The organism is Chryseobacterium sp. (assembly GCF_041914225.1).
Taxonomy (GTDB): Bacteria; Bacteroidota; Bacteroidia; order Flavobacteriales; family Weeksellaceae; genus Chryseobacterium.
Genome location: NZ_JAYSDT010000004.1, coordinates 77,171 through 94,344, shown reverse-complemented (window position 1 = coordinate 94,344; position 17,174 = coordinate 77,171). Strand labels below are relative to the sequence as shown.

Here is a 17,174-nt window from a genome sequence, read left to right as displayed (position 1 = left end):
AGAGAAAAGCCGGCTGGACGTCCGGCTTTTCTCATTGATAGAAGATAGAATTGATTCAACTACTTAATCGTAAGCTTTCTGGTGGTTATTTCGTTTTTTATCTTCAGTTTTAATATGTATACTCCTTTAGGTAAATGAGAAACATCAACAGACTGATCTCTATTTATACTGATATTAAGTTTTCTTCCATCCATTGAATACATTTCCGCTTCCGAAACTTTCTCCCCTTTGATATACACTTTATCTGATGCAGGGTTGGGATAGATCATCAGCTGTTTTTCAGATCTGATTTCTGCCGTTCCCAGAAAATCCTGTGTGGAAGCATCAGAATACACCTTTGAAGCATCAATAGATTTTACGCTCCAGTATACATTCTGAATGGCCGGATCAAGCTCCAGAAACCATGATGGTGTTGTTACCACATATCTGGCAATATCGTGTGCACCCTCTGCAGATCCTACCGAAATCTCATAACGCAATGCATTCACCGGGGTTTTATCATCTGTTGCACCACTCCATGTAAAATTGAACCGGTTGCCATTTTTGGTCAGATTCAATTGAGTCGGAGCCGTAGGTTTCTCATTGACTGATGCAGAAGTATTTTTAAAAACTTTCGTCAGCGAAGGAAGATCAGATTCAGACCAATCAAATCCTCCCAATAAAATATCCAGGTGATGATCATTATTAAAATCAAAAAGCTGTACCAGTCCCGGACCTCCCAGCTCAGTAATTCCGGTTACTGTCCCTTCATCAAATTTGTTATTGGAAACATCATACAGATACGTTTTCACAACAGCATTGTAATTTTTGTTTCCTGAAATGATAAAATCGTAATATCCGTCATTGTTTAAATCTCCGACACTTAATGCTACATCCGAAATATCATTCTCCGGAATTACCTGCAGCGTCAGTGTACCCGTTCCGTCATTCATCAGAACAGCAAAATATCCTTCGTCATTTACATCTCTTCCAATCATTACAATATCCTGAAAACCATCGGCATTAAAGTCCGCAAAATCTATTTTTCCTACTGCTACAGGAGGAAGATCCTGTGTAGGCACAAGAATTCCATTTTGATTCATATATACTTTAGATACTGCATCTCCATTGATATCCGACCCGATAATCACAAGATCCAGCAGATTATCATTGTTAAGATCTACCACTTTAAAGCTTCCACTCTGGGTTCCATCCACCCAGTTTTCCGTCATAACAAAATTATTGCCTGTATTTTTATAATAATCAAGGCTGTTTCCGAAACCTCCGCCATGCGCATACTGAGTCCCATTAAGTGCATAGTCAGGTTTTCCGTCATGATTAAAATCAAAAACTTCCAGAGACCCGTAAATCTTACCAGGCAATTCTGCCTCTTTTACAAATCCTGCTCCGGTATTTTTGAACCGGTATTGCTTATAATTAACAACATCCATATAGCTGAGTCCCGTGGAAATAATATCCATCAGCCCATCATTATTATAATCAATGAACTTAATATCTCCCAGATGTGTCACGTCTCCTCCCAGTCCTGTAAACGGAAGTAATGTAGTTCCATTATTCTGATATACTTCATTATAGGTACTGTCTACATTCCCGTCACCATCAGAATCTATCGCTCCATTCACCACAATATCCAATGTACCGTTGCCGTCTATATCTGCAATATCAGCCGACGAGTAATAAAAATTATTCATGCCCGTCTGCACCTCAGTAAAATTCTGAGCCATCAGGGATATGGGCAGCATAGAACAAAAAATATAAATCCTCTTCATATTTATTTTTATTTAGATTAATTAAAAACAAAGATAAATTATTAAATTCTTTTGCTGAAAAAAAGCCTGTATGAAATATATCAGCACTGATTATCTGCTGTATCCCAAGGATTCTGCTATTTTTAAAAATTCAATATTATTAATCAGCCACTTATTTATAAATATTTTTCAAAAGATTTGTCTATCTAAAAAATTCTTCGTTATTTTGCACTCTCAAATATTATAGTACAAATAAGAACATCGAGATATGTCAAGAATTTGCCAAATAACAGGAAAGCGTGCAATGGTTGGTAACAACGTTTCTCACGCTAATAACAAAACGAAGCGTCGTTTTGAAATTAACTTATTGGAGAAGAAGTTTTACCTTCCGGAGCAAGATAAGCACGTAACACTGAAAGTATCAGCTCATGGATTGAGAGTGATTAACAAGATTGGAATCGAGGAAGCTATTGAAAGAGCTACTAGAAACGGATTGATTAAAAAGAATTAATAAATCATGGCAAAAAAAGGAAATAGAGTTCAAGTAATCCTTGAATGCACAGAGCACAAAGAAAGTGGTATGCCAGGAATGTCCAGATACATTTCTACAAAAAATAAAAAGAACACTACAGAAAGATTGGAATTGAAAAAGTACAATCCTGTTCTTAAGAGATCTACCATTCACAAAGAAATTAAGTAATTTATAAATAATAACTTACCATGGCAAAGAAAGTAGTAGCAACCCTACAAAGCGGTCAGTCTAAAAAAATGACTAAAGTGGTGAAAATGGTTAAGTCTTCTAAATCAGGAGCTTACGTTTTCGAAGAAAAAGTAATGAATGCTGATGAAGTAGATGGTTATTTAAAAAAATAATCAGTACTTTGTTTACAATATAAAAAACTACTCATATTTTGGGTAGTTTTTTTGTTATCTTTGTGCACCAGATTATTAATCAGTAAGGTATGAAAAAGATACTTGTTCTGGCCTGCACAGCAACTTTTCTATTTTCATTCAGTCAGAAAATAATGAATCCTGCAGAATATAAAAGTTCGCCGAAAGTTTTCAACATAAAAGGGCTTTCACAGTCAGTAAGCATTGACTGCGGAAGTTCCAAAATGATTTTGCTATCGGGACAGGTACCTCTGGATCCAGAAGGGAACCTTGTGGGAAGTACTATTGAAGAGCAGACACAGCAGGTTTTCAAAAATATTGAAAGCATCCTGAAAGAGTATGGAGCAACGGGAAAAGATATTATCAAAATGGTAATCTATACCACAGATATCAAAAAAACACCTGAATTCAGAAAAGTAAGGGATTTGTATGTCAACCTTCAAAATCCTCCTGTAAGCAGCCTTGTGGAAGTGAGCAGGCTTTTCAGAGATGATGTGCTTATAGAGGTAGAAGCCACAGCAGTGATTAAAAATAAATAAGAATAAACTAAAACTATGAGTTGGTTTAAAAATATTTTCAAAAAAGAAGAAAAGGAAACCTTAGATAAAGGACTTGAAAAGTCCAGCCAGGGCTTCTTTGAAAAAATGACGAAAGCCGTTGTCGGTAAAAGCAAAGTAGATGATGAGGTTCTGGATGACCTGGAAGAAGTACTGATTGCCTCCGATGTTGGCGCCTCTACCACTATCAAAATCATTGAAAGAATTGAAGAACGTGTTGCCAGGGATAAATATGTAGGTGTAAACGAACTGGATAAAATCCTTCGTGAAGAAATTTCAGGATTATTACTTGAAAATCCGCATGCAGGTACAGGAAATATTGATACTTCCAAAAAGCCATATGTTATCATGGTTGTAGGAGTAAACGGAGTTGGAAAAACAACCACTATCGGAAAGCTTGCCCACCAGTTCAAATCAGAAGGTAAAAAAGTAGTTCTCGGAGCGGCAGATACCTTTAGAGCGGCGGCTGTTGATCAGCTTACGATCTGGAGTGAAAGAGTGGATGTTCCCATTGTAAAACAGGGAATGGGTTCCGATCCTGCTTCTGTAGCATTTGATACGGTACAAAGTGCGGTAGCCCAAAATGCAGACGTTGTAATCATTGATACAGCAGGAAGGCTTCACAACAAGATTAACCTTATGAACGAGCTTTCCAAGATTAAAAGAGTGATGCAGAAGGTAATTCCTGATGCGCCTCATGAAATTCTATTGGTACTTGACGGTTCTACAGGACAGAATGCATTTGAACAGGCTAAGCAGTTTACAGCCGCAACAGAAGTAAACGCTTTAGCAGTAACAAAACTTGACGGAACAGCAAAAGGAGGTGTTGTAATCGGTATCTCTGACCAGTTTCAGATTCCGGTTAAATATATTGGTGTAGGCGAAAAAATGCAGGATCTGCAGCTTTTTAATGGTACGGAATTTGTAGACTCATTCTTCAAGAAAAGATGATTTATATCATGTTTTCTCTTATATTAGCAAACAAATCATTTTTAAATATTAACACTAAAAAAATTTGCAACTATGGGAATACTAACATGGATCTTATTCGGTCTTATTGCAGGTGCTATCGCTAAAATGATCATGCCTGGAACTCAGGGAGGAGGATGGTTAATCACTATTATCTTGGGAATTCTGGGAGCATTTGTAGGAGGAGCTATAGGAGTTTACGTTCTGCATTGGGGAGATGTCACTTCATTCTGGAATCCGAGAAGCTGGATTCTTTCAATCGGAGGCGCCTTAATTATCCTTTGGATTTACGGAATGGCCACAAGGAAAAGCTGATATTAACGCTGATAAAAAATAAAATCCCGGATCTGAAATTTCAGGTCCGGGATTTTTGTATACAATATAAATTTAGTTAGTTGTTGATTCTGATCTGATACGGCATTTCCATTTTCACCTCAGACTGTAGTTTTTTGTCTGTGATCTGCTGTAAAATTTCATAGTTGGATTTCCCTATTTTGCTTTTAATGATTCTTGCAGAAACATCCTCTTCATTCAGGTCTTTGAAGATTTGCTCAAACGGTGACATTCTCTTAGGAAAGGCATCTACCTGATATGATTTTAATCCTGCTTTCTGCGCTGCGAACTTCACGGCATCTGTTAGCGTACCAAGTTCATCTACCAATCCTATCTCTTTGGCACGAACACCACTCCATACTCTGCCTCCTCCTACATTATCGATCTGCTCAAAAGTTTTCTTTCTGTTCTGAGTCACAAAATGTACAAATCTCTTGTAAGTACCTTCCACACTTCTTGTCATCATATTAACACCATAAGGCGTTACTCCGTTTAATCCGGAATAATACATTGAGTTGGCATTGGTAGCAACAATATCTGCACGGATTCCGTTTTTAGCCGCAATATCTTTATAATAAGGCATAACCCCGAAAACTCCGATAGAACCGGTAAGTGTATTAGGCTCTGAATAAATTTTATCCGCAGCCATGGCTACATAATATCCTCCTGATGCTGCATAATCACCGAAAGAAACGATCAAAGGTTTTTTCTTTTTCAGCTGCTGCAATTCAAATAAGATTTCATCTGAAGCATTAGCGCTTCCTCCCGGAGAGTTGATTCTGAAAACAACCGCTTTCACCTTATCATCCTCCTGAAGTTTTTTAATATATTTCACATATTTCTCGGAATGAATATCATTGTACTCATCTCCGTTATTTATAGAACCGGAAGCATACAGTACAGCTACCTTTTCACCTGATTTATCATCATCAGCATAAGAACTGATATAGCTTGCCAGAGAAATTTTGTTCAGCTTTTCCTTTTCTTTCACATTTAACTTTGCCCTGATAAGATCTTCATATTCTGATTTCTGAATCAGTTTGTCTGCAAGTTTATGCTGTAAGCTTTGCTCAGGAATCATTCCGTATAAGCTGTCTGTAATGGTTCGGAACTGAGCTGTATCAATCTTTCTTGAAGCAGCCATTTTATTGGAAGTATTTTTCCAGAGATCATTCAGAAGAGTATTTAACTGTTCTTTATTTTCGGGTGAAATATCATTTCTTAAAAAAGGCTCAACTGCAGATTTGAATTTACCGTGACGGATCACTTCTATTCCGATTCCGTATTTGTCAGCAAAATCCTTGAAGAAAGTAACCTCGGTAGAAAGACCTTTTAATTCAATCATTCCTGCCGGATGCAGGTAATATTTATCCGCAACAGATCCTAAATAATAAGCCGATTGTGATACCCCGTTTCCATACGCGTATACGAATTTTCCACTTTTCTTGAAATCTTCAATTGCATTTCTAAGATCATCAATTTGGGTAAGCCCCGCATTTAAGTCATCTGCTTCTATACTGATCCCTTTAATATTATCATCAGTTTTTGCTTTATTAATAGCTTCTATGGCATCATAGATAAGGATACTTTTATTTTGGGCACCTATACCGAATAATCCCATTTCCTCTTCTGTAGGGCTATCAATGATATTGGTCTTTAAATTAATCGTAAGAACCGAGTTCTTTTTCACCGTCACCGACTTATCATTTCCCATCGCACTGAATACAAGCATTATAATGAAAAAGATGAAAAATAGAGCGCAAAGTATGATTATTGCCACTATATTTGCCAAAACATTTTTGAAGAAACTTCTCATAAATCAATCAATTTTCCAATATGTCGCAGCATAAGGTAGTTTTGTTACTAGGAAGTAACCTGGGGGAGCAAAAAAAAAATATAGAGCTCGCATTAAAGAAGATCAGCGATGCCGGAAATCACATTTCACAAACCAGCGAATATTTAATGTCAAAACCCGTAGAATTTGCCAGTTCCAATATTTTTTGTAATATTGCAACAGTAATATTCACACATCTTTCACCAATTCAACTGCTTGATTGTATAAAGAATATAGAAGTTGAGATGGGAAGAATTAATGATTCAAAAGTATCCGGAGGCTATACTGACAGGATAATAGATATTGATATCATTAAGTATAATGAATTAAATTTTAAATCAGAAAGATTAGAAATCCCTCATAAAAAACATCTTTTTGAAAGGGATTTTTCCAGAGTATTATTAAAAGATTTTATTTAAAACATAAAACATATTGTATGAAATTAGGTTTATTATTATTATTGGCTACGTCATTGCCAATTGCAGCTTTCGCACAGAACAGCAGCACTACAGTAAACTCTTCCACAGAGTATCCTAATACATTTTCCTCAGGTTCTGCGAATGTACAACCCTTTGACAATAAAGCCAGACGCTTCAGAGACTGGTCTATTTCTGTCGGAGGAGGTCCTGCATTTATGGTACACTCCGATTTAAAATCTATCCGTAAGGATAAGACCAATTGGGGGTACAATGCATATGTAAGCGTAGACAAACAAATCACACATGCATTTGGCCTAAGCCTTATGTATATGAGAGGAGAAACGAAACAAACAGCCCAGCTTCCCGGTGCTGCAGGTGTAAAATCAGGAATCGCTACTGCAACGACACAATTTGACAACATCTCTTTATTAGGGGATATCAACTTCTCAAACTTATTCAGAAGAGTAGACAACCATTCTCCATACAGATGGGCTTTCCATGGATATATGGGTATTGGGGTGCAGGGATTCAGAACATCATTACATGACAATGATGAATTCAGATGGAGCACTACACCAAGAAGAACTCCTTTGTTTATCAAACAGGATATTGATATCAACTCTATCTTCTATCAGGGAGGTTTAGGAATAAAGTACAATGTTTCCAAACTTATTGACGTTGAAGCAAGAACTATGTACATCATCAGTGGTGATGATGAATTCGATGGTGGCGGATGGGCAGATCCTAATGATTATGATCCTTCTACACCAGGTTCAAAGTATAATATGCTAAACTCAAGAAGATCTGATAATGCATGGACAGTAAGTTTAGGGGTATCTTTCAAACTAGGTAAACATTTATCTCACCTGGCATGGCATGATCCTCTTCAGGAAGCTTATTACAGAACCAGCGTTCTTGAAAACGCAGCTACTGATCTTGTTGTTTGCGAAAAAGGAGATGCTGATAATGACGGAGTATGTGATGACTGGGACAGACAGCTTGATACTCCTGCAGGAGCAAGAGTAGATGGCGCCGGAGTTGCCCTGGATATGGATCTTGACGGAGTTATTGACCTTTATGATAAGTGTGTAACCGTTCCAGGACCTGTTGAAAATAACGGATGCCCGGTTAAATAAAAAAACTTAAAATTCTTTTTTCAAAAAAAGAAATCAAATAATAAATACACGATGAAATTAAGTTTAGCAATTGTTGCATTTGCTTTAGCTATTCCTATGGCTGGCTATGCGCAAGACTCAACAGCAGTTTCGACAGGAGAATATCCCAATACATTTTCTTCCGGATCTGCTAATGTTTCCCCATTTACAAACCAATCCAAGAGATTTAATGACTGGTCTATTTCAGTAGGTGCGGGTATTCCGCTTATGCAGTCAGCAGACCTGACCTCTATCAAAAACGGTAACGGTAAAAACCTTTTCGGATATTCAGCGTATGTAAGTATTGACAAAGCAATTACCCATGCTTTCGGGATCAACTTACAGTATGACAGAGGTGAAACCAGACAAGGATGGTTCAATACTAAAAATGCTGCACCGGATGGATCTGCTGTAGGAGCAAGAACTCAATATGATGCAATTTCAATTCTAGGAGATATTAACTTCTCTAATCTATTGAGAAGAGTTGACAACCACTCTCCTTACAGATGGGCTCTTCATGGATATGCAGGTATCGGTACCATTGCATACAGAGCATATCAGAAAGATATCAATGGTCAAAGATTGATGACTGAAGTTAAGCCTTTTCAGTTAGGCTCTATGTTCATGCAGGCTGGTACAGGTCTGAAATTTAAAGTGAACAGAAGAATTGATATCGAAGGTAGATTGATGTATGTAGTTACCGGTGATGATGAATTTGATGGTGGCGGTGATGCTTACAGTGCGATCAACAAGCGTTCTGAGCAGGTCTCTGACAACTTCTTCAACGCTACTTTAGGGGTTTCTTTAAAACTTGGAAAACACGAATCTCACTTAATGTGGCATGACCCGCTTCAGGAAATCTATTACAAGCTTGATGTGCTGGCTAATAAAAACCAGGATATCGAAGTATGTAAAAAAGGAGATGCTGATAACGACGGGGTATGTGACGATTGGGACAGACAGCTTGATACTCCTGCAGGAGCAAGAGTGGATGGTGCCGGAGTTGCTCTTGATACAGACCTTGACGGTGTAATTGACCTTTACGATAAGTGTGTAACGGTTCCGGGACCTGTTGAAAACAACGGTTGTCCTGTTGCTAAAAAAGATAATAAAGAAACTGCTGTAGAAGTAGAAAAGACCCTTAAAGATATTTATTTTAATTTCAATAAGGCTACTATCAGACCTGAATCTAATGAGAAACTGGATCTTGCAGCTTCAATTATTAAAGAAAACGGAGGAAACTACCTGTTGACAGGTCATACAGATATCAAAGGAAACGCAGCTTACAACCTAAGACTGTCCAAAGAAAGAGCGGCGGCTGTCGTAAGTGCTTTGGAAAACAGAGGTATCAATGAAAATGTCCTGAAATCAAGAGGTGTAGGTTCTGCCGAAGCAACTATTCCTGCATCAGCTTCAGATGCTGAAAGAATGGCAGACAGAAAAGTTACTGTAAGATTTGTAGAAAGTTCAGAATGGGATTCTATCAAAAAGAAAGACTATGAGGACACTCCTGTAAAAAAAGCAGTAAAAAAAGTTCCAGCTAAGAAAAAGAAGAATTAATTTCAAATACAAACCGGAAAGAATTGTTCTTTTCGGTTTAATTTTTTTCTACTACGAATTTTTTTACATACCTTTATCATTATTTTCAGGATAACTGGCATGAAACACATTAGAAATCAGCAAGTTTGTTTTGAAAAAAATTAACACAAAATCGCTTTTTAACGTAAAAAATCATTTAAAATAACTTAACTTAAAAAAATAACACTATGAAATTAAGTTTAGCAATTGTTGCATTAGCATTAGCAATTCCTTCTGCTACCTATGCACAAGACTCAACGGCAGTTTCAAAAGGAGAATATCCTAATACATTTTCTTCAGGATCTGCTAATGTTTCCCCATTTACCAATCAGTCTAAAAGATTTAACGATTGGTCAATTTCTGCTGGGGTGGGTGTTCCGCTTCTTCAGTCAGCGGATTTAACCTCTATCAAAAACGGTAACGGTAAAAACCTTTTTGGATATTCAGCGTATGTAAGTATTGACAAAGCAATTACCCATGCTTTTGGGATCAACTTACAGTATGACAAAGGTGAAACAAGACAAGGATGGTTCAATACTAAAAAAACGGCACCAGATGCAACAGCTGTAGGAGCCAGAACTCAGTATGACGCAATCTCAATCTTGGGAGATATCAACTTCTCTAATCTATTAAGAAGAGTTGACAACCACTCTCCTTACAGATGGGCTCTTCATGGATATGCAGGTATCGGTACCATTGCATACAGAGCATATCAGAAAGATATCAATGGTCAAAGATTGATGACTGAAGTTAAGCCTTTTCAGTTAGGCTCTATGTTCATGCAGGCTGGTACAGGTCTGAAATTTAAAGTGAACAGAAGAATTGATATCGAAGGTAGATTGATGTATGTAGTTACCGGTGATGATGAATTTGATGGTGGCGGTGATGCTTACAGTGCGATCAACAAGCGTTCTGAGCAGGTCTCTGACAACTTCTTCAACGCTACTTTAGGGGTTTCTTTAAAACTTGGAAAACACGAATCTCACTTAATGTGGCATGACCCGCTTCAGGAAATCTATTACAAGCTTGATGTGCTGGCTAATAAAAACCAGGATATCGAAGTATGTAAAAAAGGAGATGCTGATAACGACGGGGTATGTGACGATTGGGACAGACAGCTTGATACTCCTGCAGGAGCAAGAGTGGATGGTGCCGGAGTTGCCCTTGATACAGACCTTGACGGTGTAATTGACCTTTACGATAAGTGTGTAACAGTTCCGGGACCTGTTGAAAACAACGGTTGCCCTGTTGCTACAACAGGACCTGTAGTAGAGACAGAAACTAAACTGGAAGGCATCGAGTTTGATTTAAATTCTGACAGAATTTTACCATCAAATACTCCAATCCTAAACAATGCTGTAAACTATATTAATTCTTCAAGCGGTTCTTACAATGTAATCGGTGCTACTGATACAAGAGGTACTGACGCTTACAACCAGAAACTATCTGAAAGAAGAGCAAACAACGTTAAGAACTATCTGATCAAAAACGGTGTTCAGACAGGTAAACTTCAGGCTATAGGAAAAGGTGAAAAAGACCTTAAATACCCTGAGTGTGAACCAGCAACGAAGTGCCCTGAATGGAAAAACAGAGCCAACAGAAGAGTATACTTCGAAGCTAAATAATAAACTTATTAATATATTATATAAAAGTCACGCCATGCGTGGCTTTTTTTGTCCTGATTCTTTCCTTATTTTTACAACATGATTTCTCCGCAGGATTTTCAAAAACTAAAATATGATACTCTTAAGTATTTCTGGGGTTATACCGACTTCAGAGATTCTCAGGAAGAAATTATCAATGCTGTTATCAATGAAAAAGATACTCTGGTTCTGTTACCCACAGGAGCAGGAAAATCTTTATGTTATCAATTGCCTGCTCTATTGAAGGAAGGAACGTGCCTTGTAGTTTCCCCGTTGCTGGCATTGATGAAAGACCAGGTCAATCAGCTTAAATCCCGTGGCATAGAAGCTGAATACCTTTCTTCCGAGCTGGATGAATATGATGCTGAAACAATTTACGACCGCTGTAAGGAAGGACTTACAAAATTACTGTATGTTTCTCCTGAAAGACTTACCAATCCACAGTTTATCCAAAATATGGAGGAAATACAGCTATCCTTCATTGCAGTAGATGAAGCACACTGTATTTCGGAATGGGGACAGGATTTCAGACCCAGCTATCAGAATATAAAAGGATTCCGAAGTAATAATCCTGAGATTCCATGCCTTGCTCTGACAGCAACTGCAACTCCAAAAGTACTGGAAGAGATTAAAAATAAACTGGAGCTGAAGAATCCATTTGTTTTTCAAAAAAGTTTCAAAAGAGAAAATATCAAAATCTTTACTGATGAAGTATCTGATAAATTCCAGCGTGTTTTTGACATCTTAAAATACAGCAACGACTCCGGAATTGTATATGTAAGGACAAGAAAAGAAGCAGAACTGCTGGCAGAATTCCTGAAGAAAAATCAGCTGAAAAATGTAGATTATTTTCATGCAGGCTTAACAACTAAAGAAAAAAATGCAAAGCAGAATCTTTGGAACAACAGTGACAATCATGTCCTGATTTCCACCAATGCCTTTGGAATGGGTATTGACAAAGATAACGTCCGTTTCGTCATTCACTACTCTCCTGCAGCATCTCTGGAAAACTATTATCAGGAAATCGGAAGAGCAGGAAGAGATGGAAAAGACAGTTTTGCGTTCATGCTTTGGAACAGGCAGGAATTATTGAATTTTGATCAGGTCTTAAAAAATCAGACTCCCAACAAAGCTGAGTTTTTGAAGATTATCAGTTACCTCTACTCTATTTTTCAGGTAGCCGAGTTTGAACTTCCTGAAAAAACATTTCAGTTGAACACCCTCAACATACAGAACTTTACAAAACTGTCGAAGGCAAAGATCAATAATGTACTCAATTTTCTTCATAATCAGGAAATTGTCTACTACAATGATAACAAAAGCCTGTCTTCACTCGAACTTTTCATTAAAGCGGATGAGATAGACCAGCTGCCACAAAAAGACGCCTATTTTATTGAGCTTCTTTTCCGTACCATTTCCGGAATTACAACTCATAAAGTAATGTTCAGTGAACAGCAGGTAAGCCATAAAATTAACATCAGCGTTCCTTTGATCAAAGAACGGCTTAAGGAACTTCAGCAAAAAAATTACCTGGAATATATCGACGGAGCACTTTCCAGTATCAAATTCCTGAAACCCCGTGATGAGAGAGCGGTGAACAATGCTTACTGGAAATTATTTGAGCATATTCAGAGGAACAAAATCCAAAAATGGGAAGAGATGAAGTTTTACGTAGAAAACAATGACTATTGTAAGATGAAACTCATCCTTGCTTATTTTGGCGAAAAAAATTCAAAAAACTGTGGACAATGTTCTGTCTGTGAAAAAAATAAGCAGTCTATCTTTGGAAAAAATATTTCCCAGCAAATCATCAATCTATTAGCCAAAAAGTCTGCAACCATTGAAGAACTGTCTATACAGCTGAGTTATCATTCCAAAGAAAATATTCTGGAAAACCTGATTTTCCTATTAGATTCAGGAAAGGTAAGGATGCTGAACTTCAGAACGTATGCGCTGAATCATGAGTAATGAATAATGAGTAATCAGTAATGAATAATAAGAAGATGCCTAGGTAGCATGTGAAGTAGTCATAATCCCATCCTATCTCTAAAAACTCTCCCACTCTCTCACTCTCATACTCCCACCCCTCAAACCTGAAACCTTCCGACTCTCAGATCAAAAACTTATCTTTGCAGTATGAAATCATTGAAAGTCGTTTTTTTAGGGACTCCCGAGTTTGCAAAGACTTCTCTGGAGGCTATCCATCAATCTCATCATCAGGTAGTAGGTGTGGTAACTGTTGCTGACAAGGCAAGCGGACGAGGACAGAAAATCCACCAATCACCGGTAAAAATCTATGCAGAAGAAAACAATATTCCTGTTTTTCAGCCGGAAAAGCTGAGAAATCCGGAATTTTTGGAAGAACTTAGAAAGCTGGATGCTGATGTCTTTGTAGTAGTTGCGTTCAGAATGATGCCCAAAGTGCTTTTTGAAATGCCAAAAATGGGCACTTTCAATCTTCATGCTTCATTGCTTCCTGATTACCGTGGGGCTGCACCTATCAATTACGCAGTAATCAATGGGGAGGAAAAAACCGGAGCAACCACTTTCTTTATTAACGAAAAGATTGACGAAGGAAATATTCTTCTTCAGCAGGAAATAGAAATTTTACCTGATGAAAATGCAGGAAGCCTTCACGACAGACTGATGGAAATGGGTTCAGGGCTTGTTGTAAAAACACTGGACGGACTGGCAGAAAATGCTATTCAGGAGAAACCTCAGCCACAGGTTGAACATCCTAAAAATGCTTATAAAATTTTCAAGGAAGATACGAGAATCAATTGGCAGCAGCCGTCAAAGACCATTCATCAGTTCATTCTTGGAATGTCTCCTTACCCGGCAGCATTCACTACTTTAAAGATCGAAAACGAAGAAAAAGGTTTAAAAATATTCGGAGGTAAGTTTGAACTTTCTGATCATGGTAAACCTGCCGGAACCCTGGATATCTCCAAAAACGAATTTAAAATTTATACTCAGGACGGAATCTATTATCCACAGGAACTTCAGTTGGAAGGTAAAAAGAGAATGATGGTAAAAGATTTTCTGAACGGCTTCCGGAACTTTGACGGAATCACTCTAAACTAAAGTGCTACATCTTTTCAGATACTCAAAAATAAAGTCCCAAAAGTATTTACAACTTCCGGGACTTTTTAATATTATGTATAAAGAAAGATTAGCTTTTACTAACAATTTTCTTTCTGATTCTGCTAATAAATTCCGGCGTTACTCCCAGATAGGCAGCAATCTGGATATTGGTAAGACGGTGTGCTGTCTGCGGATAGTCCTTTAAAAATTCAACATACCGCTCATCAGAAGGCTTACTCAGGTTATCTATAATTCTGCGTTGTAATGCTATAATTGATTTTTGGAATTTAAGCCTCATTAGTCTTTCAATCTCCGGCATTTCAGCATACAATTTCTCTTTTTCTTTTTTGGGAATAAGAAGAATCTCACTATCCTCCAGAGCCTGAATATTGAGCTTTGAAGGAATACGGTTCACAAAACTGTCGATACCTGAGATCCACCAGTTTTCAATGCCAAAATATAATATCTGTTCAGCCGCATTATGATGGGTATGAAAAACTTTAAAGCAGCCGCTCAGTACGAATCCTTCAAATTCACAGATCTCCCCTTCTTTTAAAAGGAATTCCTTTTTCTTTATTTTCTGAAGGCTGAAAGCACTGCAATATTTCTCAAGCTTTTCATCTGAAATATCAATATAATCCCGGATGTGTTTTTTTAAAGGCTCAGTCATAGTTTAAAAATAAAAAAAGGTTCAGAAAATCCTAAACCTTATATTTTGTATTGTAAACAGCCATTGATGTGAAAAACTTACTATTGGCTATACATTTACTATAGTTGCACCATCTCAGTAACCTCTACATCATAACCTCCAACCTGAGGTTTGATATTAGGGTTTTGAGTGATTACTTTGAACTTGTTGATTCCTAAATTCTTTAAAATCTGCGTCCCGATTCCATAATCCCTGTAATTGTACGCTAAAGTAGGATGCTGTTCCTGTCCGTCCTGATAATTCAGGAACTGCTGAAGCTTTCTCAATGTATTCTCGGAATTGGAAACATTATTGATGAAAATAATAGCTCCTTTTCCTGCCTCATTCACCATATTGGTTACTTTTTCCAGCAATGGTTTCTCTCCATTGTTCAATCTTGTCAGTACATCGAAATAAGAATCAGAAGACTGTACTCTTACCAAAACAGGCTCATCTACAGTCCAGGCTCCTTTTGTTAAAGCAAAATGAATCTGTTCGTTGGAAGTTTCCCTGAAAGCATAGAAATCGAAATCTCCGTAAAATGTCTTTACTTTTCTCTCCTCAATTCTTTCCACAAGATTTCCTTTTTTAAGTTGATAATGGATCAGGTCTTCAATAGAAACGATCTTCATATCATGCTTCTGGGCAAAAGCGTGAAGTTCAGGCAGACGTGACATTGTACCATCTTCATTCATGATCTCGCAGATCACTCCCCCTTCTTTTAAACCGGCCAGGCTTGTAAGATCGATAGCAGCTTCTGTATGTCCGGCTCTTTTCAATACCCCTCCTTTTCTGGCACGAAGCGGGAAAATATGACCTGGTCTCATAAAATCTGTAGGTTTGGATTTTTCATCCATCAGTGCTAAAATTGTTTTCGCTCTGTCTCCTGCAGAAATTCCGGTAGATGTTCCGTTTCCTAAAAGGTCTACCGATACGGTGAAAGCAGTTTCTTTAGGATCGCTGCTTCTGCTTACCATCACTTCAAGTCCAAGCTCATCACATCTTTTTTCAGGAAGCGGCATACAGATCAGCCCTCTTCCGTGAAGAGCCATAAAATTGATTATTTCCGGCGTTGTCAGCTCTGCCGCGCAAAGAAAATCTCCTTCATTTTCTCTGTCTTCATCATCTACTACTATGATTATCTTACCATTTCTAAGGTCTTCAATAGCCTCTGGAATAGTATTTAATTTAATATCGGACATTTTTACTTTTTATTTGTGCAAAGATACTCATAAAAATAAGCATCTGCCAATTAATTATGGATGGTTTATTACGCTTTGGACAGAGAGTCTGCTGCCGCTCTGAAAATCTCATAAGATCTTAATCTTTTCTGATGGTCATAGATATGCGAATTGATCATCATTTCATCTACCTCAAACCTTTCCTGGAAATCTTTAAGCTTTTCCTGAATTTCTATCTGATCTCCAATAAACGTATATCTCAGTTTCTGTAAAACCATTGATTTTTCCATCGGTGACCAGATTTCGTCCATATCATCTACCGGAGGGGCAAATGGTTTTCTGTCGTTTCTTACAATATTGATGAATGCCTGGAATAAAGTAGTGGAAATTTTGTGAGCTTCTTCTGAAGTTTCTGCAGCCACACCGTTTACACAGGCAATGATATAAGGCTTATCCAGATATTTTGACGGTTCAAAATGCTCTCTGTATATTTTAAAAGCCATTTCCATCTGCTCCGGAGCAAAATGTCCTGCAAATGCATAAGGCAGGCCAAGTTCTGCAGCCAGCCATGCGCTATCCGTACTTGATCCCAGAATATACAATGGAATATCCAGTCCTTCTCCGGGAATTGCACGAACCATCGCATCCGAATTTTCTTTGGAAAAATATCTTTGTAGTTCAAGAATCTGTCTTGGAAACTGTTCATTAATGATGGCTGGATTTCTTCCTAAAGCCTGCGCCGTTAAGCCATCTGTTCCCGGAGCTCTTCCTAACCCAAGATCAATTCTCCCGGGAAACAATGATTCCAGTGTTCCGAATTGTTCAGCAATAATCAGAGAACTGTGGTTGGGAAGCATAATTCCTCCTGAACCCACTCTGATTTCTTTCGTCCCATTGGCAATAAAACCTATTAAAACAGAGGTTGCTGAACTTGCAATGCTTTCCATATTGTGATGTTCCGCCAGCCAGAATCTTTTGTAATTTAAATTTTCAGCGTGGTTAGCTAATGATAAGCTGTCCTGAAAAGTATCGTGAATGCTTTTTCCTTGCTTTACCGGTGCAAGATCCAAAACAGAAATTTCAAAATTTTTCATA

General features: G+C 37.8%; 17 protein-coding genes. 12 read left to right on the top strand and 5 right to left on the bottom strand.

The window, feature by feature from the left end; all coding sequences use genetic code 11:
- Positions 1-59: 59 nt before the first annotated feature.
- Positions 60-1,769 carry a T9SS type A sorting domain-containing protein gene (locus ACE3RB_RS03275; protein WP_374462882.1) on the bottom strand — a complete coding sequence of 570 codons (1,710 nt, stop codon included), beginning with the start codon at positions 1,767-1,769 and terminating at the stop codon, positions 60-62.
- 247 nt (positions 1,770-2,016) lie between these two features.
- On the opposite strand from ACE3RB_RS03275, the gene rpmB reads away from it, so the two are divergent.
- The 6 genes from rpmB (at position 2,017) to ACE3RB_RS03245 (ending at position 4,480) form a co-directional block, all read left to right on the top strand.
- Positions 2,017-2,259, top strand: a complete 243-nt coding sequence (rpmB, locus tag ACE3RB_RS03270; RefSeq protein ID WP_002976757.1) for a 50S ribosomal protein L28 — start codon at positions 2,017-2,019, stop codon at positions 2,257-2,259.
- Positions 2,260-2,265: 6 nt separating this feature from the next.
- Complete coding sequence (gene rpmG, locus ACE3RB_RS03265) at positions 2,266-2,448, top strand: 50S ribosomal protein L33 (protein ID WP_002976756.1); 183 nt, start codon at positions 2,266-2,268, stop codon at positions 2,446-2,448.
- Positions 2,449-2,468: 20 nt separating this feature from the next.
- A complete protein-coding gene (locus tag ACE3RB_RS03260; RefSeq protein ID WP_002976755.1) occupies positions 2,469-2,621 on the top strand; it encodes a DUF4295 domain-containing protein in 153 nt (50 codons plus the stop codon).
- Between the two features lie 89 nt (positions 2,622-2,710).
- A complete protein-coding gene (locus ACE3RB_RS03255) occupies positions 2,711-3,178 on the top strand; it encodes a RidA family protein (RefSeq protein ID WP_374462881.1) in 468 nt (155 codons plus the stop codon).
- 15 nt (positions 3,179-3,193) lie between these two features.
- Positions 3,194-4,147, top strand: coding sequence for a signal recognition particle-docking protein FtsY (gene ftsY, locus ACE3RB_RS03250; protein WP_002976753.1), 954 nt, complete (start codon positions 3,194-3,196; stop codon positions 4,145-4,147).
- A 72-nt stretch (positions 4,148-4,219) separates the two neighbouring features.
- The gene (locus ACE3RB_RS03245) at positions 4,220-4,480 is read left to right on the top strand and encodes a GlsB/YeaQ/YmgE family stress response membrane protein (protein WP_309436096.1); all 261 of its coding nucleotides are present in this window, start codon (positions 4,220-4,222) and stop codon (positions 4,478-4,480) included.
- A 76-nt stretch (positions 4,481-4,556) separates the two neighbouring features.
- Here the strand turns inward: ACE3RB_RS03245 and sppA are convergent, their stop codons facing one another.
- Positions 4,557-6,314 (bottom strand): signal peptide peptidase SppA, encoded by a 1,758-nt coding sequence (sppA, locus tag ACE3RB_RS03240; protein WP_374462880.1) that lies wholly within the window; start codon positions 6,312-6,314, stop codon positions 4,557-4,559.
- Positions 6,315-6,334: 20 nt separating this feature from the next.
- Between sppA and folK the strand changes: the two genes are divergently transcribed.
- The 6 genes from folK (at position 6,335) to fmt (ending at position 14,210) form a co-directional block, all read left to right on the top strand.
- Positions 6,335-6,751 (top strand): 2-amino-4-hydroxy-6-hydroxymethyldihydropteridine diphosphokinase, encoded by a 417-nt coding sequence (folK, locus tag ACE3RB_RS03235; RefSeq protein WP_374462879.1) that lies wholly within the window; start codon positions 6,335-6,337, stop codon positions 6,749-6,751.
- A gap of 17 nt (positions 6,752-6,768) precedes the next feature.
- Positions 6,769-7,887 carry an OmpA family protein gene (locus tag ACE3RB_RS03230; RefSeq protein ID WP_374462878.1) on the top strand — a complete coding sequence of 373 codons (1,119 nt, stop codon included), beginning with the start codon at positions 6,769-6,771 and terminating at the stop codon, positions 7,885-7,887.
- A gap of 51 nt (positions 7,888-7,938) precedes the next feature.
- Positions 7,939-9,465 (top strand): OmpA family protein, encoded by a 1,527-nt coding sequence (locus ACE3RB_RS03225; protein WP_374462877.1) that lies wholly within the window; start codon positions 7,939-7,941, stop codon positions 9,463-9,465.
- A gap of 206 nt (positions 9,466-9,671) precedes the next feature.
- Positions 9,672-11,108, top strand: coding sequence for an OmpA family protein (locus ACE3RB_RS03220; protein ID WP_374462876.1), 1,437 nt, complete (start codon positions 9,672-9,674; stop codon positions 11,106-11,108).
- A 78-nt stretch (positions 11,109-11,186) separates the two neighbouring features.
- Positions 11,187-13,094 (top strand): ATP-dependent DNA helicase RecQ, encoded by a 1,908-nt coding sequence (locus tag ACE3RB_RS03215; protein WP_374462875.1) that lies wholly within the window; start codon positions 11,187-11,189, stop codon positions 13,092-13,094.
- A gap of 168 nt (positions 13,095-13,262) precedes the next feature.
- Positions 13,263-14,210: a methionyl-tRNA formyltransferase gene (gene fmt, locus ACE3RB_RS03210; protein ID WP_374462874.1), complete on the top strand. Its 948-nt coding sequence runs from the start codon at positions 13,263-13,265 to the stop codon at positions 14,208-14,210.
- An 88-nt stretch (positions 14,211-14,298) separates the two neighbouring features.
- On the opposite strand, the gene ACE3RB_RS03205 is transcribed toward fmt, so the two are convergent.
- The 3 genes from ACE3RB_RS03205 to ACE3RB_RS03195 all read right to left on the bottom strand — a co-directional run bounded on the left by ACE3RB_RS03205 (position 14,299) and on the right by ACE3RB_RS03195 (position 17,173).
- Positions 14,299-14,880, bottom strand: a complete 582-nt coding sequence (locus tag ACE3RB_RS03205; protein WP_374462873.1) for a Crp/Fnr family transcriptional regulator — start codon at positions 14,878-14,880, stop codon at positions 14,299-14,301.
- Between the two features lie 98 nt (positions 14,881-14,978).
- Positions 14,979-16,100, bottom strand: coding sequence for a 3,4-dihydroxy-2-butanone-4-phosphate synthase (ribB, locus tag ACE3RB_RS03200; RefSeq protein ID WP_002976742.1), 1,122 nt, complete (start codon positions 16,098-16,100; stop codon positions 14,979-14,981).
- A gap of 68 nt (positions 16,101-16,168) precedes the next feature.
- Positions 16,169-17,173: an LLM class flavin-dependent oxidoreductase gene (locus ACE3RB_RS03195; RefSeq protein WP_374462872.1), complete on the bottom strand. Its 1,005-nt coding sequence runs from the start codon at positions 17,171-17,173 to the stop codon at positions 16,169-16,171.
- Position 17,174 lies beyond the last annotated feature (1 nt).